The sequence below is a fragment of the Devosia sp. P1_H9 genome (assembly GCF_056405135.1).
This window is the reverse complement of record NZ_JBFUCQ010000007.1, coordinates 263,799-290,518: the sequence shown is the minus strand read 5'-3', so window position 1 is coordinate 290,518 and position 26,720 is coordinate 263,799. Positions and strand designations below refer to the sequence as shown.

At 61.5% G+C, this 26,720-nt stretch carries 22 protein-coding genes and 1 pseudogene; 10 read left to right on the top strand and 13 right to left on the bottom strand.

The window, feature by feature from the left end; translation table 11 throughout:
* The 10 genes from AC1DYL_RS16300 to AC1DYL_RS16255 all read right to left on the bottom strand — a co-directional run bounded on the left by AC1DYL_RS16300 (position 1) and on the right by AC1DYL_RS16255 (position 11,921).
* Positions 1–1,020: a LacI family DNA-binding transcriptional regulator gene (locus AC1DYL_RS16300; RefSeq protein WP_477173974.1), complete on the bottom strand. Its 1,020-nt coding sequence runs from the start codon at positions 1,018–1,020 to the stop codon at positions 1–3.
* Positions 1,017–3,104: a beta-galactosidase trimerization domain-containing protein gene (locus AC1DYL_RS16295; RefSeq protein WP_477173973.1), complete on the bottom strand. Its 2,088-nt coding sequence runs from the start codon at positions 3,102–3,104 to the stop codon at positions 1,017–1,019. Before AC1DYL_RS16295 ends, AC1DYL_RS16300 begins: the two co-directional genes overlap by 4 nt.
* 2 nt (positions 3,105–3,106) lie before the next feature.
* Positions 3,107–3,250 (bottom strand): hypothetical protein, encoded by a 144-nt coding sequence (locus tag AC1DYL_RS16290; RefSeq protein ID WP_477173972.1) that lies wholly within the window; start codon positions 3,248–3,250, stop codon positions 3,107–3,109.
* Positions 3,247–4,269 carry an ABC transporter ATP-binding protein gene (locus AC1DYL_RS16285; RefSeq protein ID WP_477173971.1) on the bottom strand — a complete coding sequence of 341 codons (1,023 nt, stop codon included), beginning with the start codon at positions 4,267–4,269 and terminating at the stop codon, positions 3,247–3,249. Before AC1DYL_RS16285 ends, AC1DYL_RS16290 begins: the two co-directional genes overlap by 4 nt.
* Entirely contained in the window at positions 4,266–5,294 is a 1,029-nt protein-coding gene (locus AC1DYL_RS16280) for an ABC transporter ATP-binding protein (RefSeq protein WP_477173970.1), read from the bottom strand. The genes AC1DYL_RS16285 and AC1DYL_RS16280 overlap by 4 nt, the downstream gene beginning before the upstream one ends.
* Positions 5,294–6,154: an ABC transporter permease gene (locus AC1DYL_RS16275; protein WP_477173969.1), complete on the bottom strand. Its 861-nt coding sequence runs from the start codon at positions 6,152–6,154 to the stop codon at positions 5,294–5,296. The genes AC1DYL_RS16280 and AC1DYL_RS16275 overlap by 1 nt, the downstream gene beginning before the upstream one ends.
* Positions 6,151–7,155, bottom strand: a complete 1,005-nt coding sequence (locus tag AC1DYL_RS16270) for an ABC transporter permease (RefSeq protein WP_477173968.1) — start codon at positions 7,153–7,155, stop codon at positions 6,151–6,153. The genes AC1DYL_RS16275 and AC1DYL_RS16270 overlap by 4 nt, the downstream gene beginning before the upstream one ends.
* Positions 7,156–7,365: 210 nt before the next feature.
* Positions 7,366–9,135: an ABC transporter substrate-binding protein gene (locus AC1DYL_RS16265; RefSeq protein WP_477173967.1), complete on the bottom strand. Its 1,770-nt coding sequence runs from the start codon at positions 9,133–9,135 to the stop codon at positions 7,366–7,368.
* Between the two features lie 43 nt (positions 9,136–9,178).
* Positions 9,179–10,363 carry an enolase C-terminal domain-like protein gene (locus AC1DYL_RS16260; protein ID WP_477173966.1) on the bottom strand — a complete coding sequence of 395 codons (1,185 nt, stop codon included), beginning with the start codon at positions 10,361–10,363 and terminating at the stop codon, positions 9,179–9,181.
* Between the two features lie 649 nt (positions 10,364–11,012).
* On the bottom strand, positions 11,013–11,921 hold the full coding sequence (locus AC1DYL_RS16255; protein WP_477173965.1) for a LysR family transcriptional regulator: 909 nt from the start codon (positions 11,919–11,921) through the stop codon (positions 11,013–11,015).
* A gap of 110 nt (positions 11,922–12,031) precedes the next feature.
* Between AC1DYL_RS16255 and AC1DYL_RS16250 the strand changes: the two genes are divergently transcribed.
* From AC1DYL_RS16250 to AC1DYL_RS16235, 4 genes and pseudogenes are all read left to right on the top strand, one after another.
* A complete protein-coding gene (locus AC1DYL_RS16250; RefSeq protein WP_477173964.1) occupies positions 12,032–12,664 on the top strand; it encodes a DsbA family protein in 633 nt (210 codons plus the stop codon).
* A gap of 54 nt (positions 12,665–12,718) precedes the next feature.
* Positions 12,719–13,522, top strand: a pseudogene (locus AC1DYL_RS16245) (MBL fold metallo-hydrolase); the annotation flags it as partial.
* Between the two features lies 1 nt (position 13,523).
* The gene (locus AC1DYL_RS16240; RefSeq protein ID WP_477173963.1) at positions 13,524–13,913 is read left to right on the top strand and encodes a nuclear transport factor 2 family protein; all 390 of its coding nucleotides are present in this window, start codon (positions 13,524–13,526) and stop codon (positions 13,911–13,913) included.
* Between the two features lie 24 nt (positions 13,914–13,937).
* Entirely contained in the window at positions 13,938–14,432 is a 495-nt protein-coding gene (locus tag AC1DYL_RS16235; protein WP_477173962.1) for a nuclear transport factor 2 family protein, read from the top strand.
* Between the two features lie 327 nt (positions 14,433–14,759).
* On the opposite strand, the gene AC1DYL_RS16230 is transcribed toward AC1DYL_RS16235, so the two are convergent.
* Positions 14,760–15,560 carry a class I SAM-dependent methyltransferase gene (locus AC1DYL_RS16230; RefSeq protein WP_477173961.1) on the bottom strand — a complete coding sequence of 267 codons (801 nt, stop codon included), beginning with the start codon at positions 15,558–15,560 and terminating at the stop codon, positions 14,760–14,762.
* Between the two features lie 547 nt (positions 15,561–16,107).
* Here AC1DYL_RS16230 and AC1DYL_RS16225 point away from each other — a divergent pair.
* Positions 16,108–20,463 carry an NACHT domain-containing protein gene (locus AC1DYL_RS16225; protein ID WP_477173960.1) on the top strand — a complete coding sequence of 1,452 codons (4,356 nt, stop codon included), beginning with the start codon at positions 16,108–16,110 and terminating at the stop codon, positions 20,461–20,463.
* A gap of 88 nt (positions 20,464–20,551) precedes the next feature.
* On the opposite strand, the gene AC1DYL_RS16220 is transcribed toward AC1DYL_RS16225, so the two are convergent.
* On the bottom strand, positions 20,552–21,532 hold the full coding sequence (locus AC1DYL_RS16220; protein WP_477173959.1) for a DUF3427 domain-containing protein: 981 nt from the start codon (positions 21,530–21,532) through the stop codon (positions 20,552–20,554).
* A gap of 229 nt (positions 21,533–21,761) precedes the next feature.
* Between AC1DYL_RS16220 and AC1DYL_RS16215 the strand changes: the two genes are divergently transcribed.
* The 4 genes from AC1DYL_RS16215 to AC1DYL_RS16200 all read left to right on the top strand — a co-directional run bounded on the left by AC1DYL_RS16215 (position 21,762) and on the right by AC1DYL_RS16200 (position 24,405).
* On the top strand, positions 21,762–22,280 hold the full coding sequence (locus AC1DYL_RS16215) for a recombinase family protein (RefSeq protein WP_477174004.1): 519 nt from the start codon (positions 21,762–21,764) through the stop codon (positions 22,278–22,280).
* A gap of 467 nt (positions 22,281–22,747) precedes the next feature.
* Positions 22,748–23,224: an SH3 domain-containing protein gene (locus tag AC1DYL_RS16210; RefSeq protein WP_477173958.1), complete on the top strand. Its 477-nt coding sequence runs from the start codon at positions 22,748–22,750 to the stop codon at positions 23,222–23,224.
* A 127-nt stretch (positions 23,225–23,351) separates the two neighbouring features.
* Positions 23,352–23,609, top strand: coding sequence for a hypothetical protein (locus tag AC1DYL_RS16205; protein ID WP_477152334.1), 258 nt, complete (start codon positions 23,352–23,354; stop codon positions 23,607–23,609).
* Between the two features lie 556 nt (positions 23,610–24,165).
* The gene (locus AC1DYL_RS16200; RefSeq protein WP_477173957.1) at positions 24,166–24,405 is read left to right on the top strand and encodes an ATP-dependent DNA ligase; all 240 of its coding nucleotides are present in this window, start codon (positions 24,166–24,168) and stop codon (positions 24,403–24,405) included.
* A gap of 117 nt (positions 24,406–24,522) precedes the next feature.
* Here AC1DYL_RS16200 and AC1DYL_RS16195 read toward each other — a convergent pair whose 3' ends face one another.
* Positions 24,523–25,644: an alpha/beta fold hydrolase gene (locus AC1DYL_RS16195; RefSeq protein WP_477173956.1), complete on the bottom strand. Its 1,122-nt coding sequence runs from the start codon at positions 25,642–25,644 to the stop codon at positions 24,523–24,525.
* Between the two features lie 212 nt (positions 25,645–25,856).
* Here AC1DYL_RS16195 and AC1DYL_RS16190 point away from each other — a divergent pair, with 212 nt between their 5' ends.
* Complete coding sequence (locus tag AC1DYL_RS16190; protein WP_477158806.1) at positions 25,857–26,717, top strand: SDR family oxidoreductase; 861 nt, start codon at positions 25,857–25,859, stop codon at positions 26,715–26,717.
* Positions 26,718–26,720 lie beyond the last annotated feature (3 nt).

Here is a 26,720-nt window from a genome sequence, read left to right as displayed (position 1 = left end):
CTAGCTGCGTGCAGGCGGGCGGGTGGAGCCGCGCAGGATGAGATTGCACTGTATCGTGCGGGTGGTGGTTGCAGCGACGTCAGTACCCTGCAGTCGTGCCAGCGTGGTGTCGACGATGCTTCTGGCGATTTCATCGATAGGTTGGGAAATGGCGGAAATGCCCCCGGGGTAGAAGCGAAACAGCTGCGTGTCGTCAAAGCTCACCAGAGAAAACGTATCGGGTATGCTCCAGCCATGGTCGCGGGCGCTTTCGAGAACGCCGACCGCAATCTGGTAATTTGCAGTGAATATCGCCGTGGGAGGGCGTTCCAGGTGCATCAGCCGCGCACTTGCGGCGTACCCACCGTCGACGTGCCAGTTGCCCTGCTCAATGAACGCGTCTTCCAGATCGATCCCTGCGCGTCGCAATGCCGTCACGTACCCTTCGCGGCGTGCAACGCCGGTGGAGACGTCCTGCCGGCCGGCGATGTGGGCTATCCTGGTGTGGCCGAGATCAATGAGGTGGGACACAGCGCGGGCGGCGGCGTTTTGATTGTCGACGAAAACGCGATCGACGTTCATGCCCAGAACGTCGTTATTGTAGGTGATGACGGGAATATTCTCCTCGATGATCCTCCGGACAGCCGCAGCCGCCTCCGGTGCGCCACCCATGATCAGGGCGTCCACACGCTGTCCAACGAAGTAGTCGACGGCATCCATCACCTCCTCCTGCCGCTCGTCGTGGCAGTAGGTCATTATCTTGTAGCCGGAAGCCTGGAACTGCCTGGACAGCTTCTCAAGAAGCGTGCCGTGGAATTCATCGATCTCACGAACCAAAAAGCCGATCACCTTCGTGGAGTCGGCCCTGATGGCCCTCGCCATGGAGTTGGCGCGAAAGGAGAGCGCCTCGATCGCCCGTTCCACCTGATCACGGTTCGACTGCCTCAAGGTCTGCCCGTTGAGATAGCGAGAAACAGTGCCCACGGAAACGTTGGCCGTTTTAGCAACGTCGTAAATCGTCGCCTTCCGATCTGAGATCATCTGCCCTGCTCATCATTAAGTCGTTCGAACGATAGAATCGGCTTGTTCACCGTGCCACGCGTGAGGACTACGGCGCGATGGATATGCAGGGAAGGCACGTCTACTTCCAGCCGACCATCGAGGGATCTCGCAGCGAACTGCTCACCGCTGAGGGCATCGTAGGCGCTCCAATCCCCCTCCAGCCTTATGCTCGTGCGCGACGGGCCCAGGACCGGTATGTCTTCGATAATCTCGATCGCCTGGCGATGATGACGCGCCGGCAGCTGTACTGACCGCCCCCTCACCTGCGGAGTGCCATGCATCAGGTGCAGCACATAGTCCTCGCCTGACTTGGCGAGGCTGACCCGGGCGGCCGACGGAAGATCGGTAACCACCAGTGGATCGGGAAGCAACCGATTGATGACTGCGTCCACCAGGTACCGGTAGAGCGGCTGACCGGCGTCGTGATAGGCGCCGAAAATCGGCAGCGCGATGTAGCCGATTCCTCCGTTCACCGTCGCTGCGGGGCCCGGGCTGGCCGCATACGGATTGTCCGGTGCATGCTGGTGCGAGCAGAAGTGAGCGTAGGTCCGGTCGAAATACGGATCCCGCAATTCCGCCAGAACCTCCGCCGTCTGGACGCTGACGCACTCGGACGGACAATAAATGACGAACGGAGCGTCGGGGAGTTTCTTCAGTCCGGCCGCTGCCACATAGGAGGTTTCGAACTTGTTCTTGCCAAGGTAGGTTATGCCGCCATCGACACTGAACGCGCCGGTCAGTAGGTCGATACCAGATGTGCCTGACATGAGGATCTTTCCGCCCTTCTTAACGAAGGCGGTTAACCTCAGGCCGAGCTCGAGGTCCACCGGAATGTTGTCGGGGAGGATGATCAGCCTGTAATTGCCGAAGGCGGCATCTGGGTCGATGATGTCGAAACCGCGATGGCTTTCGAGCAGCATCCGGACGGCGCCGTCATCGACTGCGTGGTTCTTGCCATCCTGCTCCCGATGGAAATATTCGGAGGCGAGAATGGCGATTTCGGCCTGGTATTGCGCTCCCTCCAGGAGCGGCCCCAAGCGACGGATCCGGTCGTAGGCCGGAGCGATCGTCGCATAAGTGGCCCGGTTCATTCGACCGCTGGGGTGCAACTGGTCGCCGACGAGGCATTTCGCGCCCAAGGCCGACATCTGTGCGGTCTCATAGATCAGTGCATCGGGATGTTTGAACCCGCCGAAGTCGCCCCAGGAGGTGTGAAACTTTCCGGTCTGGCCAAGGAAGTCAAACCCCAGATAGTCGGCATATCGGGCAGAAGCGGGGAAGTGATCATAGCCCCAGCCTCCGGTCGGCAAACTCTCCAGTTCCAGGTGCGAATAGGCGCGATAAGCGTCCTTGCCGTGCTTTGCGATATGGCCGGAATTATAGAATACGCGCGTGCCCGGGTTTGCAGCGTCGACATGAGCCGAGAGTTCCGACCTGACCTCTTCAAGTACGGCGTAGTCGTTTTTCAGTCGGTCCGCCGGAAGAAGCGGATCCAGGCCACCCCGCAGCATTCGGTCGAGACAGTTGGTGCAGACGCAGTCGGGGGGCTGCAGGATGTCGAAGAACACGCCCGGCGGATTGTAGAGGGCTATGATCTCACTCGTCTGCGCCTTCAGCTCCTCCATATATGGCCGATGGGTCAGGCAGATCGTGTGCCATGCCGCCGAGAGCTGCCCCAGTGCCGATCTTTCAGTCGGATCGGCAAACGCCAGGGAGTTCGTTGCGCTCATAGCCCGCCACTCGGGGTGTTCGCGGGCGACGCGTTCATCCCACTGCACCGAGAGGTAGATGGGCGTTTCGATATCGGCCGCTCGGCAGGCGGTGACCATCTCACCGAGGAGGTTGGGCCGCACAAGGGTGGGATGCAACCTCCCTGCCTGCGTCGGATAGTACGACCAGCCGTGATGGCACTTGGCGAAGAGGGTTATCGAATCGACGCTTGCATCCCGGAGCGTTCTTACGAAATCGTCCGCGTCGAACTCAGCGCCAACGTTTGGAATGTGTTCGGAGGTGTGGAAGTCCAGGTGAACCTGGCGTCGACGGAGGAGAGGGTATGCAATCATCGTTATTCCTTGCCGCCGGACGTGTTGCTGGCGCCCATGACGAAGTATTTGTGAAACAGTATGAAAACGAGCAGTGGCGCGGACAGCGTGATGAGGGCTGCGACGGCCTGTTGATCAACATGGCCGTTGAGATCGATCTGGTTCATTTCCATGCCTGCACGACAGGAACGTCCGGCGCGCGAAACACCGTCGCGACATCCGGGTTAGGTGAGATCGGCGCATCCCGATAAAGAAAACACGTCAGCAGCCGGTGGGCATCAGGCGTGTATTGGGGAGGCGGCGACTCCCAGCACATCTCCATGACATGCGGGCAGCGCGGCGCGAACTTGCAGCCGGGGTTGGCGCGCGAGGCCGAGGCTTCCGACACCGGGATCTCCTCGCCGCCCCAGGCCTTCGACAGGTCGGGCAGCGGGATCGATGAGACCAGCAACTGCGAGTAGGGGTGCTTGGGCGCCCCGATCACCCGCTCCACCGCCCCCGCCTCCGACACCGTGCCGCGATAGAGGATCATGATGTTGTCGCATATCTGGAAGGCCGTGGTCAGGTCGTGCGTGATGTAGACGATCGAGATGCCGAGCTCGCGGTTCAGCGTCTTCAGCTCGTCGAGGATAGTGGCGCGCAGCGACGCATCGACCATCGACACCGGCTCGTCGGCAATAATCAGCTTGGGCCGTAGCAGCACCGCGCGGGCCACCATGACGCGCTGGCGCTGGCCGCCCGACAGCTCGTGCGGAAACCGCCCCAGCGTGTCTTGCGGCCGCAGGCCGACACGCTTCAGCGCGTCCTCGATCATCGCCCGTGCGCCGGCCTGGCTGTCGGCGAGCTTGTAGCGCTTCACCGGCGTCTCGAGCACGTGGTCGATCCGGTAGAACGGGTTGAACACGTCGAATGGGTCCTGGAACACCGGCTGCACCTCGCGGCGGAACTGCCGCTGCTCGGCGCCGGTCATCCTGGCAACGTCCTTGCCCTGGTAGAGCACGTGCCCATGCGAGGGGTTGATGAAGCCCAGCATCATTCGCGCCAGCGTGGTCTTGCCGCTGCCGCTTTCGCCGGCGACGGCGGTCATCGACGGGCTGGTGTCGGACAGCGACAGCGTCACGTTGTCGAGCGCGGTGAAGGCGCCATAGTTCTTGGTGACGCCCTGCATTTCGATGAGAGCGCTCACGGGCGGAGCTCCTGGTGGGCACGTGTCATGGGCGGCAGCGGCGGGAGCGCCGCATGCTCTGGATACAGGTGGCAGGCGGCGCTCTGGGCGGGCGCCACCTCCTGCAGCAGCGGCGTCTCGCGCACGCAGCGATCGAAGGCCAGCGGGCAGCGCGGGTTGAAGCTGCAACCGGGCGGCAAATCGACCAGCGGCGGTGGCAGGCCGGGGATGCCGGTCAGCTCACGCTTCCGGTCGATGCCGGGGAGGCTGTCGACGAGCAGCCGCGTGTACGGGTGCTTGGGGCTTTCGATCATCTGCTTGACCGGCCCGATCTCGACGAGCCGGCCCGCGTACATCACGCCCACCGTATCGGCGAACTGCGCGATCAGCCCCATGTCGTGACCGATCAGCACCACGGCGGCGCCGAGCCCGTCCTGCAGCCGCCCGAGCGTCTGCATCACCTGGCGCTGCACCACTACGTCGAGCGCGCTGGTCGGCTCGTCGGCGACGATCACCTTGGGCGCCAGCGAGGTGGCGATCGCCATCGCGGCGCGCTGTTTCATGCCGCCGGACAGTTCGTGCGGGTAGCGGCGCGCCACCTCTGGCGCGAGGCCGACGTTCTTCAGCAGTTCCTGCACACGGGCATCGAGTTCGGCGCGGCGCATGCCGGGCTTGTGGGCGACGATCGCGTCGATCATCTGCTCCTCGAGCCGCATCACCGGGTTTAGCGAACTCATCGCGCCCTGCGGGATCAGCGCGATATCGCGCAGCCGGGTTTCACGCAGTTCCTTGTTGCTCATCTTGAGGATGTCGCGGCCGTCCAGCATCACCGAACCGCTGGCGATGCGGCCGGGCGACCGGGTCAGGCGCATCAGCGCTGTCGCCATGGTGGTCTTGCCCGAACCGGATTCCCCGATCAGCCCCAGCCGCTCGCCCGGCAGCAGCGAGAACGACACGTCGTTCACGGCTTTCGCCGGACCCTTGCCGGTGTCGTAGTGGACGTTCAGATCCTCGACGACGAGGATGGGGTTGGTCTTGTCGGTCATCAGCGTTTGGCCAGCTTTGGGTTGGCGAAGCGGTCGAAGCCGACGGATGTCAGGAACAGACCAATGAAGATCGCGGCGATGACCACGATCGGTGGACCCCACCACCACCAATAGCCGCGCAGCACCGCAGAGGATTGCTGGCTCCAGTAGATGGTGTTGCCGAGCGTCATCTCGTCGAGCGCGCCGAGGCCGAGGGCCTCGAGCCCGATGACGGCGAGGATCGAGCCCGAGACGGTGCCGACGAAGCTCGCGACGATGTAGGGCATGATGTTGGGCATGATCTCGGTGAAGAGGATCTCCCACTGGCTCTCGCCGTTCACCCGCGCCACCTCGACATAGGATTTCTCGCGGATGGTGAGCACCTGCGCCCGCACCGTGCGGGTGGTGAACATCCAGCCGAGCGAGGCGACGACCAGCGCCATCACCAGCGTGGTCATGCGGTCGATATTGCCGGCGATGATCACCAGAATGGCGATGGCCGGCACGGTCAGCAGGGCATCCGAGATCACCCGGATGACCGCATCGATAATGCCGCCGAAGTGTCCGGCGATGAGGCCGAGCGCAGTGCCGAAGCCGACGCCGATGAAGCCGGCGATGAGGCCCATCTTCAGGGTGTTCGGGGTGGCGTAGATCAAGAGGGTCCACATGTCGCGGCCCTGCGAATCCGTGCCGAGGAAGTACTCGGGCGAGGGGGGCCTCCGCGGACGTACAGCGCCGACCTGGGCGTTCACCGCGTCGACGAAGAACGGGCCGATGGCGCTGAACAGCAGAATGGCGGCGAGGATGGCGAGGCCGAGCAACAGCACGCCGCTGATCCGGCCCTGCTCGTAGTTGCGGCGAAGGGAGTTGAGAAGGTTCATCGCCGGATCCTCGGGTCAAGCAGCGGGTAGATCAGGTCGACGAGGAACAGCAGCACCGCCAGCGAGACGATCAGCATCAGCACCACACCCTGGATGACGAAGTAATCCTGGCCGCGGATCGCGACGTAGAGGAGGGAGCCGAGCCCCGGATAGTTGAAGATCACCTCGACCAGCACGGCGCCGGAGACCACCGAACCGAGAGACAGCGCCAGCGCGGTCACCTGTGCCAAGAGGGCGTTGCGCATGCCGTACCAGACGAAAATCCGGTTCGGATGCAGGCCCTTGGCCTCGGCGAAGGTGATGTAGTCCTCGCCCAGCACCGAGACCATCTGGCTGCGCATGCCAAGCGCCCAGAAGCCGACATTGCCGAGGATAATGGCGAGGCAGGGGAGGAACGCGTGCCGCAGCATGTCTTCGGTGGTGGCCCAATCGAGCCGCATGATGCGGGTGGTGTCGACGCCGCCGGCGGGTGGGAACCACTTCAGCACCACGGCGAAGAAATAGATCAGGATGATCGCCAGCAGGTAGAACGGGATCGAGGTCAGGATCATCATCAGCGGCACGATCGACTTGATCGTCCGGCCGGACCCGGGCCAGGCGAGACGAGCGCCGAGCAGCGAACCGACGCTGAAGGCGATCAGGGTCGCCACGGCAAGCAGCGTCACCGACCAGGGGAGCGCATTGCCGATCATGGTCGAGACCTTTTCGGGGAAGTTCGCGAACGACACCCCGAGGTCGAGTTGGAGCAGGTCACCCCAGTAATTGATGTATTGCGTGAGGATCGGCGCATCGAGGCCGTACTTGGCCCGATAGGCGGCCGAGATCGCCTGGATATCGACATTCTGCGCCCCGCCGCTCGTCTGCAGCCGCGCCAGCGCCGTCTGCACCGGGTCGCCCGGAAGCAGGCGGGGGATGATGAAGTTGATGCTGACCGCGACGAAGATGATCAGCAAGAGCTGGCCGAACCTCGTCAGCAGGTAGCGCAGGAGTTCCTTGCTCATCGGTGAACCGATCTTGCGGACTGCCTGTGAGGGCGCCACACCCTCGGTGTCATCCCAGCGAAAGCAGGGATCCAAGCCTCCGCCCGCGCCAGCTGATAGTTGGATCCCTGCTTTCGCTGGGATGACATCGGTGGGTGTTGCATTGTCCATCTCCACTAGGGTCACGGATGCGGGCGGCAGAGAACCGCCGCCCGCTTACGGTTGTGGCGCTTACTGCGCGCCGCTCGGCTTCAGGTTGTGGATCACCACGTTGAACGCCTCCCACGGCGTGTACGGGGCGACGTACGGGTCAGCCGCGGACGGCCAGCCGGTCCAGTAGGCAGTGTTGAAGGTCACGACGTGATATTCCTCGAGCAGGTCGATCTGCGGCAGGTCACGCAGCGCGATGTCGAGGGCAGCGACGGCGTTCTTCATGTAGTCGGAGTTCGGATCGGTACTGGCCGGCACCGCGTCCATGGCGTCGATCAGCTTGTCGTATTCCGGGTTCATGTAACGCGACCCCGCGATCAGGTTCGGCACTACCTCACCCAGCGGACGGGCGAACTTGCTGTGGTAGTGCTGCAGGGTCTCGAGCGGCTCACTTTGGCTGCCGCAGTGGACGAAGATCATGGTGTCGAAGTTGCCGTTCTGCATGTCCGGCAGCCAGGTGTCGTCGACCGGAGCCTGCACCGCATCGAAGCCGGCGTTCTTGAACTGCTGGGTCAGCGGTGCAAGCGTCGGCTGGATGAAGGCCGGGGTGCGCACCGTGACGGTCAGCGGCTTGCCGTCCTTGGCCCAGAGGCCATTGGCGTCCTTGGCATAGCCGGCCTTGGTCATGTACTCCTCGACCTTGGCCGGATCGGGATTGTCTAGGTTGTACTTGTCGAGCACGGCCTTGAGCGGGCTGCCCTCGCCGAGCCAGGTACCGGCCATGTAGTTGGAGAACGCGAAGGTCACCGGCTTCTGGCCACCTTCGTAGCCGATGTCGTTGATGGCGGTGCGGTCGATGGCATAGTTCAAGGCGTAGCGGACGTTCACGTCGTTCCACGGCGCCTTCATCATGTTGAAGACCAGTGAGTAGTCGCAGCCGTCCGGAGCGCCCCAGTTCGGCCCTTCGGTGTTCCACGACACCAGCTTGTCGTTCTGAGCGCGAGCCGCCTCGAACGTGCCAATCAGCAGCTGGCGGCCGCCATCAATCTGGTTGGCAATGTGCAACTGGCCCATCGCGTCATCGCTCGAGACGGGCACGAGGGTGATGCGCTTGGGCGCCGGCAGGTCCTGGAAGCCGACCTTGGCACCCCACCAGTCGTCGCGGCGATCGAAGATCTCCTGCTGGTTGGTGGTCGAGACCAGCTTGTAGGCGCCGGTACCGACCGGCCAGCCCTTGGCGAGATCGAAGTTGGTGAAGGTCGCGATGTCCTGGCCTTCCCAGATGTGCTTGGGCAGGATCGGGTAGTGGTTCTCGTGTCCGAGCGCGAGGAAATCGCGGATGAAGCGCGGTGCGGCCTTGTTGAAGTTGATGGTGACGTTCAACGGATCGGTGACGGTGACGTCCTTGACCCACTCCTTGAACGAAGCCGAGCCGTTGACCTCCGGCGGCGCATCGCGCAGCGTCTCGAGCGTGAACTTCACATCATCGGCGGTGAACTTCTGCCCGTCCGACCACTCCACGCCGTCGCGCAACTTGAGCGTGGCGCTGAGGAAGTCGGGAGCATACTCGAAGCTCTCGGCCTGCCACGGGATCAGCTTGCCGTCGTTGAGGTTGGTGTAGAACAGCGCCTCGTTGACGGTGAACTGCATCGCGTCGCGCTGATGGGAAACCGACGTCAGGTACGGGTGCCAGTTCTCGGTGTTGGCGAACTGGGCGGGCTGGTCTCCCCAAGGGGTGAGGACCAGGGTCTCGTTGCGCGGCATGTCGGCAACCTGTGCAAGCGCCGTTGATGCAAGCAGTGGCAGGGTGAGCAGCGCCATCGCGCTGCCCAGCAGGGCAGTTCGTTTCATATTTTCCTCCTCGTGGCCGACCGTGTCGGCCGTTTGTGCAGTCTTAGATCGTCATCTTGTCGATGGCCTCGAGGCTCAGTCCGTGACCAAAGCCAGGCTCATCGCTCACCACGACATAGCCGTCCCTAGGAATGGCCATACCGGGATAGCTATGTGTCTCCTCCAGGGGCACGCCCGGCGCCCCACCCACAAAGAACTCACCCCAACGACTGTTGGGACTGCTGATGGTAAAATGTTGCCCGTAAGGCGTGTTCATGCCGGCGTGACAGATCAGCTCGAGCCCCGCCGCATCCGCGATCGCCGATATCTTCTGTGTCGCGGTGAAACCGCCGACCCAATGGATATCTGCCTGGAAGATATCGACGACCCTGTCCTTCGCCGCCTCGAAGAATGTATAGGGTGTGTACCAATGCTCGCCAGTCGCTAGGGTCTGCCAGGGAAGACGCTCCCGTAAGGCCTTGTGCGACGTGTGGTCCTCTGGGATCAGGCAGTCCTCCATCCACTTGAGGTTGAAGGGCTTCAGCCGGTGCGCCAGACGCACCGCGAATTCCACATCGAAGGCCATCCAGCAGTCGAGCATGAGTTCGACTTTCGGGCCAATCAGCTCTCGGGTCCTGCCAACGAACTCCTCGTTCTTGTCGAGCGCCTCTAGGCCGTCAGTGGTACCGTAGGGGCAGGCAAGTTTGGTGGCCTTGAAGCCGAGCTCCATGTGCCAATCCGTATCGTTGCCGGTGGCGTAGCAAAACTGCTTTTCTCTCGCCGGTCCGCCCACAAGTTCGTACACGGGCAGCTTGAGAAGCTTACCTTTGAGGTCCCACAGTGCAAGATCGATCCCGCTGATCGCGTAGGAGGCTAATCCCGAGGGCGAGTACGGAGACGTGATGCGCATCATCATGTCCCACAGCCGTTCGGTGGCCAGAGCATTCTCGCCCTCAAGAAGCGGGCCGAGATGGTCGTTGATCAGCGAGATTGTAGGCTCGCCGTAGGAGGCCGTAGCAAACCCCCACGACCCGTCGTCGGCCGTAACGAGCACGCCCACGGCCGCAAAATTGCGGTTCCAACTCTGTCGAAGCCGCTTGTAGCGGGGATACCGTGACATCGGGTTCGCGACTTCGGAATCTACCGTCCAGGGTGCCCGGCGAGCGATTGAGCTCCCCTTTGCCTCCGCCGAGTTGCCACCGGAGATGGGATATTGGATTTTGAAAGCCTTGATACTCTTGATCTTCACGATCAATTCCCTTGCCTGGCCCTACCCCTGGTTCAAAGAGGCTCTCCTCTCGAGAGCATGGGGCAAATGATGGCCGTCGAAGCACGGTCGCCTCGCGACCACCCCGACACCGATCTTCCTCCCAGTCCGCCCTTAGCCATCAAGCATTCGGCGCCGAAGGCGGCCGCGACGAACATTTCCATATCTGATCCTCCGTTTCAGTTGGCACGGTCTCCGCCATCTCAACTAACTTGAACTGATATCAATTTAGTTGAGATGTCAAGACGTGCCTGTTTGTCCCCTCGATAGCGTTTGTCGAGGCTCGCACCCGATGGGTTGGTTCGTGTCTGCGGATTCTGGTCCACCTCAACCATGAGGAGATGGTCTCGCCGGGGCGTTGAACGGCCGGAAAGGGGCGGTGGGTTCAACCGGTCGCCGCAACACCTTTAATCTGAGAGGACGAGGATCTCCCAATCCTCAAGTCGTTGCGGTTCGAAAGGAGGTGCCAACCCTTGCAGGCGCAGGAAGACGGGTTGCCTCGCAGGATTACCATCCGTCAGGTGGCCGAGAATGCGGGCGTTTCGGTGTCGGCCGAGTCCAAGCGGTTGAGGACGATGAAGAAGGGGTCCTGCATGCCCTCACATCCTGCTTAGTCAGGCGATAGAAACATCTACTTTTCTAGCTTTGTTTGATCGCTCCGGGAACGTGACAACATCGCCACGAACGCCGTGACCTTGGGTGGCCGGAAGCGCGCTGCCGGATAGACGGCATAAACCCCTCCAGCTGGTAGGCTCCAGGCTGGCAGGAGTTGGATCAGCCGGCTGCCCTCCAGATGCTCCGTGGTCAGAAAGTCCGGCAAAACCGACATTCCCCCTCCAGCTAAGACGGCCGCCAGCGCCGCGGGCGTGGAATTGGTCAAGATGTTCTGCCGAAGTCTGACCGTTCTGGGGTCGAAATCGTCCTTGGTAAAGCGCCAGACCAACGGCTCTTTCAGCGACGCATTGGCAATGAAGGGGAGACCAACCAGATCCTCCGGCACGCTGGCGGTCCACGCTTGCGCTAGGTCAGACGATGCAACCAACAGCTGCCGAAACGTACCGATCCGCCTTGCGTGATAGCTGGAATCGTCCAGCCACCCGACGCGGATCGAGAGATCGAAATGGTCGGCGATCAGGTCGACCTTGGTATCAGATAGCTGCAATTCCACACTGCAGGCCGGGTACGTCCTGGTGAAGGCCGCGATGACAGGTGCAATCGTGGACGCGCCATAGTCATTGGGCGCGGTTATGCGCAAGGTTCCCGTTGGCTCTGCATTGGTCTGAGCGATTTCCCCGACCGCTTCCTCGACCTCGCTGAAGATCAGCACACAGCGCGCGTGAAGTAGCCTGCCGGCTTCGGTCGGCTCGACCCGCCGCGTCGTTCGCACCAGTAGACTGGTGCCGAGTTCTGCCTCGAGGCGGCTCACCTGCTGGCTCACGACGGCCTTGGTGATCCCCAGCCGGTCTGCGGCCTTGGTGAACGATCCCGTCTCGGCCACGGCGGAAAAGTAGGCCAATCGATTGAGGCGAATAGCTTGCACCGCACCACCCACATTGTATGCTTTACGCAAACATTGTGTACGCTTTGACGTCCTCGATCAACCAATAACCGCGGCGTAGCTTGCATCCACGACATTTAAGGATGCAGGACATGAACATCACCTACCTGTTCAACCCGCTTTGCGGCTGGTGCTACGGGGCCAGGGGTGCCCTCGAGCGATTGAGCCGTGTGGATGGCACAACTATTCATCTGTCCCCTACCGGCCTGTTTGCCGGTGAAGGCGCCCGCTCCATGGACCAATCGTTCGCCGCTTATGCCTGGCAGAACGATCAGCGCATCGCCCGGCTGACTGGGCAGATTTTCAGCGAAACCTACCGCCGGCAGGTACTCGGCGCGACCGGCGCGCCGTTCGACTCCGCGCCAGCAACCTTGGCCATCGTGGCGGTGGGGCTCCAGGCGCCATCCGAAGAGATGGCGGCGCTTAAAGCGCTGCAGCGCGCACGCTATGTCGACGGCCGGGACAACGGCGATATGGGCGTCGTGATCGGCATCCTTGCGGATGCCGGTTTCACCGAGGCTGCCGACCGTCTTCGCGTACCGGACCAGGAGTTGATGGCCGCCTACCGGGCGCGGATAGCGTCCTCCCGAGCCGATATGGCGCTTTTCGGCGCCAACGGAGTGCCCGCGCTGGTCGTCGGCGAAGGCAACAATCGCCGGCTGCTTCCCAACGGCGCGCTGTTTGGCGGCCCCGACATGTTGATCGCTCAGCTCCAAGCTGCCTGAGCCCTCATCCCAACGACGACAAAAATCACCAAGGAGACAATCATGACAACGACTCTGAATTGGACCCATTTTCCTGCCGGCGGGAACGGCTTCTTCCGGGCGCCGGTGTTGCTATCAGGCCCGAGCGAGGTCCTTCTGATCGACGGCGGTTTCACCTATCCCGACGGGCGCGCGCTCGCCGAAGCCATCAAGGCGACGGGCAAGACGCTGACCACGATCTACATCAGCCAGTCCGATCCCGATTACTATTTCAGCCTGAAGCCGGTTCGCGAAGCGTTCCCGCACGCCAGGGTCATTGCCGCTTCGGCGACCGTTGAAGCCATCAAGGGCAACGTGGACAAGAAGCTGGCCGCATGGGGTCCAAAGCTCAACGAGAATGGCCCCCAGACCCAGGCCGACATCGTTCTTCCGGAGGCTTTTGACGGCCCGACGCTCACCGTGGATGGCGAAACGATCGAAGTCGTCCCGGCAGAGGGCCTCGCCAATCGCCGCTATCTGTGGGTTCCGACGCTGAATGCCGTCTTTGGCGGCGTCCTGATCTTTTCGGGCGTGCATGTCTGGACCGCCGACACGCGCACCAGGGAGCAGCGTGCGGCCTGGATCGCCAATCTCGACGAGATTGCCGCCCGCAATCCGTCAGTCGTCATTCCGGGCCACATGGACCCCGCAGCCTCGACCGGTCTTACCGCGATCGAGCACACGAAGGCGTACCTGCTGGCTTTTGAGGAGGAACTGGCCAAGGGCGGCGATTCCACCACGCTCAAGGCCGCGCTCGAAGCGCGCTTTCCAAACCTGGGCATGGGTGTCGCCCTCGACATTGGCTCCAAGGTCGCCACCGGCGAAATGCAGTGGGGTTGAGATGAGCACCAACCTTGAGCTGATCCGGGGGACCTATGAGGGATCCTCCGAAGACAACGGCCGCAATCTGCGCGCTGTCCTGTCGCCGGACGTGGAATGGACGGAGGCAGAGGGCTTCCCCTATGCCGGCACCTATGTTGGACCGGAGGCACTGATCGAGGGCGTATTCCGCCGCCTTGGCACGGAATGGACCGGCTACCGCGCCGACGTCCACACCTACCTTGCCGACGGCGATCGCGTTGCCGCCTTCGGCGTCTATTCCGGCACCTATAACGCGACGGGCAAGTCCATGACGGCGCCCTTCGCCCATCTTTACCAGATCAAGGACGGCAAGGTCATTCGAATGACCCAGTATGTCGACACCGTTCTGGTTACCCGCGCGCTTAGCTAGGCGCGAACACCAGGAGACGATCCAATGTTCAAGACGACGATTCTCGCATCCATCTTCCTCGTGACCACCTCGGTCGCCGGATTGGCGGTACCTGCTTATGCCCAGGACGCCACCCAGACCCAGATCGTGCAGGACTACGAACTGACTCAAGCCAACAAGGTACTGGTCGCCAAGGCTTATCAGGAACTGTTCGGCGATCACGATCTCACCGCGCTCGACCGCTACTGGGCCGACGAGTACATCCAGCACAATCCCTCGATGACCGACGGTCGGGAGGCCGTGAAGACCTTCCTCGAAGGCCTGGGCATCTTGAACTGGCCAAAGCAGCAGGTAAAATTTGAGCGCGTCATTGCCGAAGGCGATCTCGTAATGCTGCAAACCGCGCAGCCGAAATCTGAAAACTCGCCCGGAACGGTCATCGTCGACATCTTCCGGGTCGACAACGGCAAGATTGCCGAGCATTGGGACGTGATCCAGCAGATTCCCGCCGACGCCATCAATCCGCGGACGATGTACTAGCCTCCCATAGTAGCCGTTGCGCTTTGTCCGCCCGCCCACCCAACTGCGGGCGGACAACACCCCGGAAATGAAAGGCGGTGGCGTTGCCCAGCTTCTCCGCCTCCCTCGGCATAGGTCCTCGCGCAGTGGATCCTGCCGACCGCCAGCTCTCACGAGTACCTGCGATGCGAAGACCGGCTGCTTTCGGGAAGTCTCGCCGGGGCGGTGAACGGCCGGAACGGGGCGCAAAGCCGCCAACTACTCATAGATGAACGAGAGTCCGCTTTGGGCCAAGAGCGGTCGCTGGCGGGGACCGGACCAGGGCCTTCTGGCAGCATGCCGCCGGCTTTACGGAACAATCCCGCGGCAGGCCCACGCCAAACTGGCGAACGAACGCGGGCCGTCAGGTCTCCCGCCTTCGTATGCATCTCGAACTGCGGCGGTTGCTCTATTGAGCTCCTCAGCTTCGAGTTGGCCAACAAACTTGCCGAGCGGTCCTTCGCCGGCAGCTATGGGCGCCCACAGGTCATCGAAGTCGCGGTAGTCCATCCGGACCATCAGCTGGTCCTCCGCCACGTCGTTCAGTCCTTGGTCGACGAAGGCTCGTTTCATTTCGCCAGGCTGCATCATCGGCTGGAAGACGTACCGGTTGCGAAGCTGGCGCCCACCTTCCGACAGCATTGCGATGGTGTCCACGATCATACGCATCCCGGACATGCCACCCAGATGGTCCCACACCACCGCCGCCACGACGCCGCCTGGCCTGACGACGCGGCGCATTTCTCTGATGGCCAGCGGCGCGTCCGGCACAAAGTGCAACACCAGCATCGCCATCGCCCGATCGAATGTCCGATCCTCGAAGGGCAATGCAGTGGCGTCCGCCTGTTCGATCGTCACCCGAGGATCGGTGTTGGCCTGCCGCGCCGCCTCGACAAATGCCGGAGCGTAGTCGATGGCGCGGATCTCGACCGGCTCGCTTCGTGCGGCGAGTTCAAAAGTCAGGCTGCCCGTACCACACCCGACGTCGAGCAGCTTCTCGCCGGTAGCGAGCCCGGCAAATTCGACAAATGCGGGTGCCAGCTTGCGACTCCATCGCCCCATGAGCTGCTCATATCCGGACGCCTCGTGCACGGTGAATGTGGACGCCATGCTAGCTCTCCTAGAATTGCGGAACGCATTGGACAACCTAGGACAAGGAGGCCCAACGCGCCAAGACGCGATGGCCGCTTGGGGCCAAAAGCTGACCCTGAGAGCGTTAGGGAGCACAGCGTTTGGCCGCGGATTAAGGCCCGCAATCTTCAAGATCGAAAGTTCTGCTAGTCATCGGCGCGCCGACAATGGCAAGGTTGTGTATGCCGGATTGCGTGGTTCGAACGCGAGAGAGGCCTGGAAATGCTCGCATGGCGCACTAAAGCTGGCAGCTGTCACCTGCTAATGTTGTAGACCATTATTCAGCGGCCGCCTTGCGGGCGAAGCCGATGTGATCAAGATCCGATTCGCGCCAGAAGCCGTCGGACAATCTGAGGTGGGAGTGGTGGTCTAGACACCGCAGAAAAGGCCGTTTGCGATGACACCACCGTGGCCATCGAGGGACGCTTGAGCGGTACCTCGTGTTCCTTATCTCCAACTGCGGTTTCAAGACTCGTTTATCCGACTACCGTGATCTAAGAAATCGGCCCTGAACGAGTGCAATGTCATGCCTGCTTCCCCAACTGACGGTGTGAACCGGACGTTCTATCGTCTGACCAATGAGGAAGTGGCCGACCTCGAGACCGCAATAACGGTCGCCCGTCGCGGCTACTGGCGGAAGGAACTCGAATGGGATGACCTGTTCCAGTTTAGGCGGGTGCTTCTCGTCTCGGAATCCGGATCGGGCAAAACCTATGAGTGCCGGGAGCAGCAAAAGCGACTATGGAAAAAGGGCGAGGCCGCCTTTTTCCTCGACCTTTCTACCCTCGCAACCGATGCGATCGGCGACATGCTTTTGCCTGGGGAGCTAGAGCGGCTGGAACGTTGGCAGCGCTCTCAATCTGACTTGGCCACCTTTTTCCTAGACTCGATCGACGAGCTAAAGCTCACTCGGGGCAAGTTCGATACCGCCCTGAGGAAGCTCAGGAAACTCGTCGACGGACAGCTGGGCCGCGTCCGCATCATCGTCACCAGCCGTCCGGTGCCAATTGATCGCCAGTTGATGGTCGAGCAGTTCCCTATTCCCAAGCCCGACACTGTGGTTGCGTCTGCAGATGCCTTCGCCGATGTCGCGATGCAAACTGGCCGCTCGAACAATGAGGAAAAGGAAAACCGCGAGGCCGGGTGGGCAAATGTGGGTCTGTTGCCGCTTTCAACAACCCAGATGCGGGCGTTGGCGATCACTCAGAACGTCAGCAACCCGGACGACTTGCTGGGTGATATCGCAAAACGTGACGCCCAGGAATTTGCCGAGCGACCCCAGGATCTGGTGGAGCTCTGCGCCGACTGGCGTGATCAGCAACGGATACGGAGCCACCGCGATCAGGTTGACTCCAACGTCGCGGCGAAGCTGAAGCCAAACACTAACCGCCAGGAGCGCACGACCCTGTCGGCTGCGGCCGCACGATCCTATGCTAGTCGATTGGCGCTGGCGGCTGTTCTGATGCGGAAACTCACCTTGCGCTACGACGCAAGCACGGACGATGTGGAAGCAAGTGACTCCGCGTTGGACGTGTCGCGGCTGCTGTCCGATGCAAACCCTGACGAACAGAAGATGCTGCTGGAGCGCCCGCTTTTTGGGTTTGCGAGCTACGGCCGCGTCCGGTTTCATCACCGGTCAGTCGTGGAATATCTGGCCGCCGTTCGGCTCGAGGCCCTGCTCGAGCGCGGCGTCCCAATCAAATCCATCAAGCGTCTCCTCTTTGCGGAGACGGCTCAGGGACTGCCGATAGTCCGACCGTCGATGCGCCCGGTCGCGGCTTGGCTGGCGTTGACCCGCGACACCATCTTCAATGAGATCGTTACCCGCGATCCATCGGTTGTGCTTGATTTTGGCGACCCGCAATCGCTGCAGCCGGAGCAGCGCATCATGGCTCTCGAAGCGTTTATTGCCCGCTACAAGGACGGGGAATGGCGTGGGCTAAGCATTCCACATGTCCAGGTGCGCCGCTTCGCGTCTCCGGAGTTGGGTGACACAATCCAGCGGCTGTGGAATGCCGGCATCGCCAATCATGAGGTGAGGGACTTGATCCTCGACCTCATTGCCACCGGGCCAATCCCAGCGTGCGCGGATATTGCATACGAGGTCGCGTGCGATCAGAAGATGCCGCCCACCTTGCGAAGCACAGCGGTCAGCACTTTAGTGGCGCTTCATGATCGTCGTGTGTCAGAGATTGCGGACGCGCTGGCAACATCGCCGGCCGATTGGAATGAGGACGCCACCCGCAGGGCATTCTTGCATCTGTTCCCTGCTGACTTGCCCATTCCAACGCTCGGCAAAATTCTAGCTCGCATTCGTGAGGGCAAACGCACGGTCGGCAGCCTTACGTATCATCTGCCCCAGATGATCGAGGATACGGCGCCAGACAGTATCGACTTTGAGGCGCTTCGGGAGTTGTTGACTGCGCTCGTACGAGCGGGAACGCACTGGCAGGACGGTCACCCCCACCTCCGAACCGATCGCCACGATTTATTGGATGCCCTCCTGGCGGCGTGCCGCCGCCAATGGGACCTCGGTGTTCGCACGCCCGCGTTGGTGGCATCGACGCTGCTGGCGCTACGTCTGAACGACAGAGATCACCGCGACAACGACCGCGTGAAAGCGCTGGAGGCGGCGATCGCCGATCTGCCCCCGGCGGCACGTGAAGACGCCTTTTGGGCAGAGCATGAGTTTCTCGCGGCGCTATCTCCGCCCAATGACCCGTGGCAACGGCTCTACACCATCGTCGAAGAAGGCGGACTGCCGCTCATCGCGGAGAAGGACGAAGCATGGATACTAAAGCGCTTGGCCGATCCCGCCGAGCCGCTATTTCACCGTCAGATGGTCCTGTGGGCCGAAATGACGGCTCTGATGCACCACGCTCGTGAGAGTCGAATCGCGCTGTCCGATCTCTTGCCTATGGTCGCAGATTCCGTGGTCATGACAGAGACCGTTCAAGAGCGAATGAAGCCTCGCCCGCTGGACGCTGAGATGCAGCGATACGAACGGCAATATACCCAACGCCAAAAGGCCGAGGCACGCAAAGCCGCAAAAGCCCATGCCAGCTGGGTCGAGTTTTGGAACGAGATCGCGGCCAAGCCAGACGACCTGTTTAAGGACGAAAGGGCGCCGGGAACCGCCTGGAATCTGTGGCGCGTCATGGAGCGCAGTGGGTCCGACAGCCGCTCGGCCGGATGGAACAGGGAATACGTCGAGAGCCAGTTTGGCAACGCGGTTGCTGACCGGCTTCGGGTCACCATGCGCAAGGTATGGCGAGGCGATCGACCGACGCTCCGCAGTGAGCGGCCCGAAGGCGAGAAGGGCACGTTCCTTGTGCGTTGGCAGTTTGGCCTCGCGGGTATTGAGGCAGAGGCGGAGGACCCGGATTGGGCGAAAAAGCTAACTTCCGACGAAGCCGAGATTGCCTGCCGGTACGCACCGATCCACCTCAATGGCTTCCCATTCTGGCTTGAAGGCCTTGCGGCCGCTCACCCCGAAGCAGTTGACAAGGTGCTTGGCGCGGAGCTGACGCTTTCACTTTACGAGAACCCCGACGAAAACCATTCAAGTGCGTTGCAGGATGTGCAGCACGCATCGCCAGCTGTGGCCGCTCTCTTCGCACCGCGGGTGCGGGAATGGGTGGGGGCCATGTTGAAGCCCGACGCCACTGTCTTCGCAGCAGACCTGCTCATCGATCAGGCGATCGACGTGCTTATGAAGTTTGGCAGCGAAGCGGATCGGACCTTTCTCGAGCAGGCGATGGCCGGATTTCTGCAAGACGGGCTGGGCGTAAAGGGCGCCCGGATTTGGCTGCCACTCCTCTTCCGCCTCAACCCCGTCCGCGGAACGGCGATGCTTGAGGCCGGGCTAGCAGCGGTTGCACCAGGCAAGGATACGGAAGCCGTTGGTTGGTTTGCGATTTTGTTTGGTCGCGACCATAGCGAGAACGCTGTTTACATAAAGGGCGCGGCATTTACGCCAGAGGTGCTGCTCCGCCTTATCCGCCTGGCATATACCCACGTCCGGCCCGCCGACGATGCCCTCCACGAGGGCACGTTCACACCTGACACCCGCGACAACGCCGAGAATGCTAGAAACGCGATTCTTACTGCGATCCTCGATCTAGGTGGGGCCGAGGGCTGGGCGACGAAGATGGCGCTGATCGACGATCCGCTATTCGCCCATTTTGCGGACCGCGGACGCATTCTCGCGGAAGAAAAAGCAGCTGAAGAGGCTGACGCTGTCACCGTGTCAGAGGTCGATCTTAAAGCCCTCGATGCGTATGGTGAGCTTCCCCCGAATAGCCGTGACGGGATGTTTCAACTCTTGCGGGACCGCCTGGAGGATATTGATGACCTCCTGCTGCAGGATACGTCACCCCGTGAGAATTGGGCGGCGATCGAAGATGAACGCGTTATGCGCCGCGCACTCGCCCATGAACTCAACAGCCGCAGCAACCATCTCTACACCGTCGATCAAGAAGCCGCGACGGCCGACGAAAAAGAGACCGACATCCGACTGCGATCGACCTCTTCTCCCGAACAAGGGATCATCGAACTTAAGATCGGCGAGAAGCAGCGGTCAGCCGCCGACCTGCGGCAGGCGCTGAAGGATCAATTGCTCACTAAGTATCTCGCGCCGGAGCACTCCCGTTCGGGTTGCCTTGTTGTCAGTGTGGCATCCAATCGAACTTGGCAACATCCAGAGACCGGACAGGCTCTGGGCCTTGAGGAACTCATTGCGTTTCTCAATCTGGAGGCGCGGACGCTTGAAGCTGAAACGGGCGGGGGCGTGCGGCTGATAGCGAAGGGGCTCGATCTGCGGCCGCGCTTGGGCACGGAACGTAGGGCCCTTGCGGCAGGCAAAACCGCACGCGCCTCGTGACGCTTCGTCGGCGCTGGACCATGATGCTTAGTGATGCGATGCGAAATGTGACAGGCTGGGCCCCAACTCCCGTGGCGCCACGACATCATCAAATCGGCTCAAGTTTTGAGGTGGGCACCGAGTACCGGTACTGGACCGGCTGCAGCCGGTCCTCCTCGGGGATCCAGCCCTCAATACGAGCTCCTCGCCCGCCCTGCACTGCCCACCCCTCGCTGGGTCCACCAGCAATCTCGATATCCGACACGATGAAGAGGTCGGTCGGAATACCGTCGCTTCGTGCAGCCCGAACCTCATTGTCAGTCAAGAAGACCGTGTCGGCGGAACCGGAGGTTCCCTTTACCTCAACCCGCGTCCTTCCAGGCCCGTCAAGCTGGCATTCTAGATCAAAACTCTCGAAGGCCGATGTGTCGGTAACGATATAGCCCTGGCCCTCATACCAGCGAACCGCGACTTCCATGGCGTGCAGTTCTATTTTCCTTTTTAGCGCTGCATCCTGAAGAAATGCCTGGCCGCGGGCTCTGCGCTTGCTGACTGAGGGCGCGACACTTTCACGCTCCGGCGGCGCTCCGGCAGCATACGGCGACCAGTGGTAAACCGCTTTCAGGGCCGCATTTGGCTCGTCCTGATAGTCCAAGCACTCCCAGACGATATGCACTGGGTTGTGCGTGCTCTCGTCATGCGTAGCGAACTGCAATCGGCCTGCATAGACGTACGGCTGCGTCTTGCCTTTGACCATCTGCACCACGCGGACCAGCAAGTGCGGCTCGAGGTCACCAGACGTGATTTGCTTTATGCGCGGTGTGTCGATGTGCTGAGTATTCTGGCTGTCCCAGTGGAAGAAATCGTTCTCAAACCAGTCATTGTAGTGCAGCCCTTCGGCCCGCCCCGACTTCACCAGCGTCACAAACAAGAAAGCGCACTGGAGCTCGGGGAAGTAGATTGGACCCTCGCGGCTTAGCGCGACGCGGTTGCTACCGATCGCTTCGTCAATGTCAGACCGCGTGTACGCGCCCCCGACCACTAGGTCTTCCAGTGCCACTTCGTCGGCCCCCACAAGTTTCAGCGACATACTAACGGCGGTGTCGGCGGAGTAAACTTTTGCCGCCCGCAGATACGTAGGTTTTTGAGAGCCTGTCGAGCTGGTTGCGATTTACCCGCCAAGGGTCGCATAAGCGCTTCCAAGAACTGTTTCTTGAAACCCCTTCTTGTCAGAAACAGCGACCGGAACGTTTCTTGGAGGTCCCGTGAAGCTAGGTTACGCACGAGTATCGACCGTCGACCAAAACCCTCAGCTACAAATGAATGCACTGGCGGCAGCGGGCTGCGAGCGTACCTTTAGCGAGCAGGCGTCCGGTGCTCAACGGGACAGACCGGAGCTTAAGGCGGCGCTGGAATTCGCACGCCGTGGCGATGTTCTCGTGGTCTGGAAACTGGACCGGCTAGCTCGATCTCTGAGCCAGCTGCTGTCGACGTCTGAATTGCTGGACCAGCGAGGTGTCGGCCTGCTCTCGCTTACCGAGAGCATCGACACCACGACGCCAGGAGGGCGGCTCGTATTTCACCTCTTCGGTGCCCTTGCCGAGTTCGAGAGGTCACTCGTCCGGGAGCGGACCACGGCGGGGCTTGCAGCCGCCAGAGCTGCGGGGAGACGAGGGGGTCGACCGCCTTCGCTATCGGACGACAGACGTGTCGCTGCCGAGGCCTTACTTGCATCACCTTGCGTTACCGCCGATCAGGCTGCGAGGACTCTCGGCGTCTCTGTTTCGACCCTTTACCGATACTTTCCCGCTGCGCGATCGAATGCGCGTAAGGTGTAAGGTCGTAAGATACGATGCGACGGGGGCAGAAAGCTCTTCGGAAGCAACGTGTAATGCCCCCTCGGCATCGCCCATTGCACCAGACGCGAACCAAGCTAATGTTCCGTCCTGATGCTCCGGGTCCAGCAGTAGTTCAAGCGCCATGGGCCCATATTGGAGGGTCGCGTGCTCAGGGGGCGTTACGGCATCGGATGGATGGTGGCAGCATGGTTCGCCATCGTCGTTCTAATTGCACTTGGCATCGTGCTGGTGGGCCAGTTCGCCAACTGGCGATAGACACGCAGCGGCCGGCGTTGCCTAGCAAGCACTGAAGGTCACGTCGGCCGGTCCGATGGCGACTGAAGTCGCTATCCGGAACTCAGGCAGTCCGCTCAGGTTTGACTCTCCGTGAGCGATGGCTGGCCATCATCCCAAATACACATGTACCCTCCACTGGCCGACCATCGCTCCGACAATCAGAGCTGAAAATGGCCCGCACCTTCGTGTCCTTGGCACTCTTCGCATCCGTCATGCTGCTCTCCGGCGTCATGACTGTCACCGGCCTAAGCTTCACCGCCGACACGGTTGCCAGGATTGCCGCGGCGACACCGGTCAAGACCACAAATCTGAAACCGAGCTACGTGGCCGTACTGCCCACGGCCAAGCCCGAAGATCTCGACATCGCGAAATCGGTGCCGGTGGCGTCCCTTTCGCAAGAGCCAGGTCCACTGGCCAAGCCGCCGGCATCGACCTTCAGCCACACGGTCGCAGTCGAGTCCCTGCGCGTCCGAGCCGGCCCCAAGAAGACAACCCCAGAGCTATTCTCGCTGAAGGGCGGCACACCGGTTACGGTCATCAAGGAGGACGGGGGGTGGGTATTGATCACGACTGGTGGAGATCGGATCGGTTGGGTTCACAGCAAGTTGTTGCGTAGGGTCGAGGAAAAACAGGCCAGTATCCAATAACCAAGTCCCCCCGCCCCTATTGGGAACTTGGTACGCGGCGGGTGTCCAAGGTGGCCTTCGGACCCCGCCGCACTGTTCGAAATTGATGAAGCGTGCAAGGTATAGGATCCGGCACGACGAGGAACCCATGGACAGCCATCTCGACTTTCAGTTCCAGGTCGACAGCGACGTGCAAAAGCACGTCACGGTGGAGCAAACTGGCCGGCAGCTAGATGTTACAGTGCGGTTCTCCAACGACGTGGTGCTCGACACTACCGCCGCTCACATCGAGGACGTCGTCGATTGGAAGATTCGCACCGACGAGCAGGGCCTGACGATCGAGTGGAAGACACCGGTGATCGCGGGTCTCGACTGGCTGACCTCGGCGAAGCAGCGACGCTTCTAGCGATTGGCTCACCGGCGAAGGCCGACGTGACAGTGGACGGCCCCTAAGTGGAAGCACCTGACGCTGCGGTTCGAACCGCCGCTTGATCGACTGAGGCGCGAACTTTTAAAGCCATGCTGCGTTGTCGCCCCGAAAGGGAGCGATGATGACAGAGCGGGTTTTCGGCCCCGATAGACGGGACGGCAAATGGTACTTTTATGCGTATGTTGACGGGCAACAGGTCGAGTGGGGTCCGTACTCGAGCGAGGAGTTTGCTCAGGGTGCCAAGGCGGCTATCCAACGTCGCCTCGAGACTGAGGACCCGCCGGAGGTGAAGGAGGCGGCCCGTGAACCGTCGACCCGCCCATGACGGTAGGCGGCGGAACGGCAAAAGAAGACGGTCGCGCCGCTTTAGGGAACGGCGCGACCGAGAGTATGACTTTAGAGTGTGTGGTGGCCCGGCCCGTTAGGCTCAGTCCGATAGTTGCAACGCGTTGGAATCATTCTAGTTCCCATGTTCTTGGAGTGTTTTGCGAACAAGCCACACGTTGCCCCTCACCTCGTCCGGCTGTTCGAAATGAAGTTCGATGGCTACCGGGCGCAGGCGGCTATCGCGGGCAGCCAGGTTCGGATGTATTCCCGGGGCGGCCACGACTGGACGCAGCAGTTCGGCTACGTCGTGCCGGCGTTTTCACGGTTAACGAGAGGCACCGTGCTGATCGACGGCGAGGTGTGCGCGATCGACGAGCACGGCCGGACCAACTTTCTTCAGCCAGCAAGCGCGCCTCGTGCATCTTGCCCGCCCGTAAGTTTGTGATCTCGCGTTGCTTAGCGCGCCTTTCAGCTTTTTTGGCGCGGCGCTCGTCAGCGGTCAGGTTTGTCTCGTCCATGACGTCAGATCAAGGCAGGATCCCACAGCTCAGCGTGACGCTCTTCAAGGCTGAACCTCGGCTGCAAACTGGCCTATGGCGCTGTTGTAGGTTTCGTACTGTTCGAGAAAACCCATATGGTTGACCTCCTCGATGATCGAGACACGCGCAGCGGCAGTGCTCTCCGATATGGTGTGGCTGGCCTCCGGCTTGGTGACGATATCTAGCGCGCCGCCGATAACCAGCACGGGCAAATTGATCTTTGCGAGTGCGCCCGTGGCGTTCCAACGAAACATGGCAAGGTTCCCTCGTGCCTGGGCGCCGGGTGGGTTACGCGTACCCAAGAGGGTAACCGCATCAAGTTGGCTCCGACTGACGTGCTTGCCAAAGCCGATGCGGTTGGCGAGGTGCGCTGACCCACTCAGGTAACTCTGCCAGGCGGAAAGCCACACGAGCGGTTGCAGCGGTATTGCCAGCCACATTAGCGGTTCGATCAGCGGCCACCGCAGGGCGCGCCAGAGCGGGCTGAGGATCATGGTGCGAAGTGGATTGGTGTGGGTGGTATTCAGCAGCACGATGCCGGCGACCCGTCGTTCCACGAAGCCCGGATCGTCTCGCACCAAGGTCTGGATCGTCATTCCCCCGATGCTATGCCCAACGAGGACGACCTTTCCCGCATTTTCCAGATCGATGATGGAGCGGAGGTCGGCGGCAAAAGTCTCCAGTTCGATCTTGCCCCTGGAGCGCCCGAGGCCTGGAAGGTCCCAGGTGACGACGCGGAAGTGGGTCGCGAGATCCTGGACCGCATATCCCCAGATAGTGCTGTCCAAGCCCCAGCCATGGGTGAGAATGATAGTGGGCGCGCCCGCGGGGCCGTGCGTCTCCACGTAAAGCATGGAACCTGTGGGGCTGTCGATTACGTGAGCCTCTTCAGCTCGGACGAGGTTCAGTACCCGCCTGTCTCGACCTGCGAGCAATGGCTTCAGAATGAGGCCACCGAGGAACGACCATACCGACGCGCCGGCAGCGATCCATAGCGGCCAATCTTCACGGATGCGGTGAACGACGCCATCGGTATCGACAACCGTGACCCCATCATACCACCGCCACAGGAAGTAGGCAGCGGCGCCCAGGATGGCGAGCGAGAGCAGGCCGAAAATAAATCTAAGGATGAGAACGAGCGGCATGTAATCCCCTGGGCGAAGCACACTCCGCCCACTCGCAACCTCCTGCGGCCAACTAGGTTCCCCCTATCGCTTTCGACGATTCCTCGGAGTCCAGACCACTGCTCGAGAGACTCACCGCGACCAATCCGACGCGGTCGCCGGAACGCGCGCCCACCCTGAACCAAAGCGTCTTGCCGAAGTTGAACCCATCTATGCAACTAAGAGGTTCTGCGATGCTCGATAACTTCCCAAAGCCGCCCTTTCCTGAACAGCAGCAGCCGTACCCTGGCCTCGCCAGCCGCATGGATCCGGTGCCCGACCATGGCGAGGACAGCTATCGGGGGTCACAGCGTCTGGAGGGAAAGAAAACCCTGATCACTGGCGGCGACTCCGGCATCGGCCGGGCCGTCGCAATTGCATTTGCCCGTGAGGGCGCCGACGTGGCAATTTCCTACCTCAGCGAGGAGGAGGATGCTGCCGACGTGAAGAAGGTCATCGAAGCGGCAGGCCGGAAGTGCCTGTTGCTGCCGGGCGATATTGCAAACCCCGGACATTGCCGCAATCTGGTTGCGAAGACCGTCGAGGCCTTCGGGCGGATCGACGTGCTGGTCAATAACGCCGCGCACCAGAGCTATTTCGAGAGCCTCGAGGAGATCCCCGACGAGGAGTGGGAGAAGACCCTGGCGGTCAACATCTCGGCGATGTTCTACCTCACCAAGGCTGCCGTCCCGCACATGAAGCCGGGCTCATCGATCATCAACACGGCCTCCAAACAGGCGGATGAACCGAGTCCCGAGTTGTTGGCCTATGCGGTCACCAAGGGGGCGATCCAGAACTTCAGCGCTGGACTGGCTCAGTTGCTGGCCAAGAAGGGCATCCGGGCCAACACGGTTGCGCCAGGGCCTGTATGGACGCCGTTGGGGCCGGCAAGCCTGCCCGTGCAGAACGTCGTCGAATTCGGCAAGCAGGTGCCGTTCGGCCGGCCCGCGCAACCCCGCGAACTCGCCCCACCATACGTCATGCTGGCAAGCGACGAAGCCAGCTACATTTCCGGTGCCACAATTGCGGTAACTGGCGGCAAGCCGGTGATGTGATGA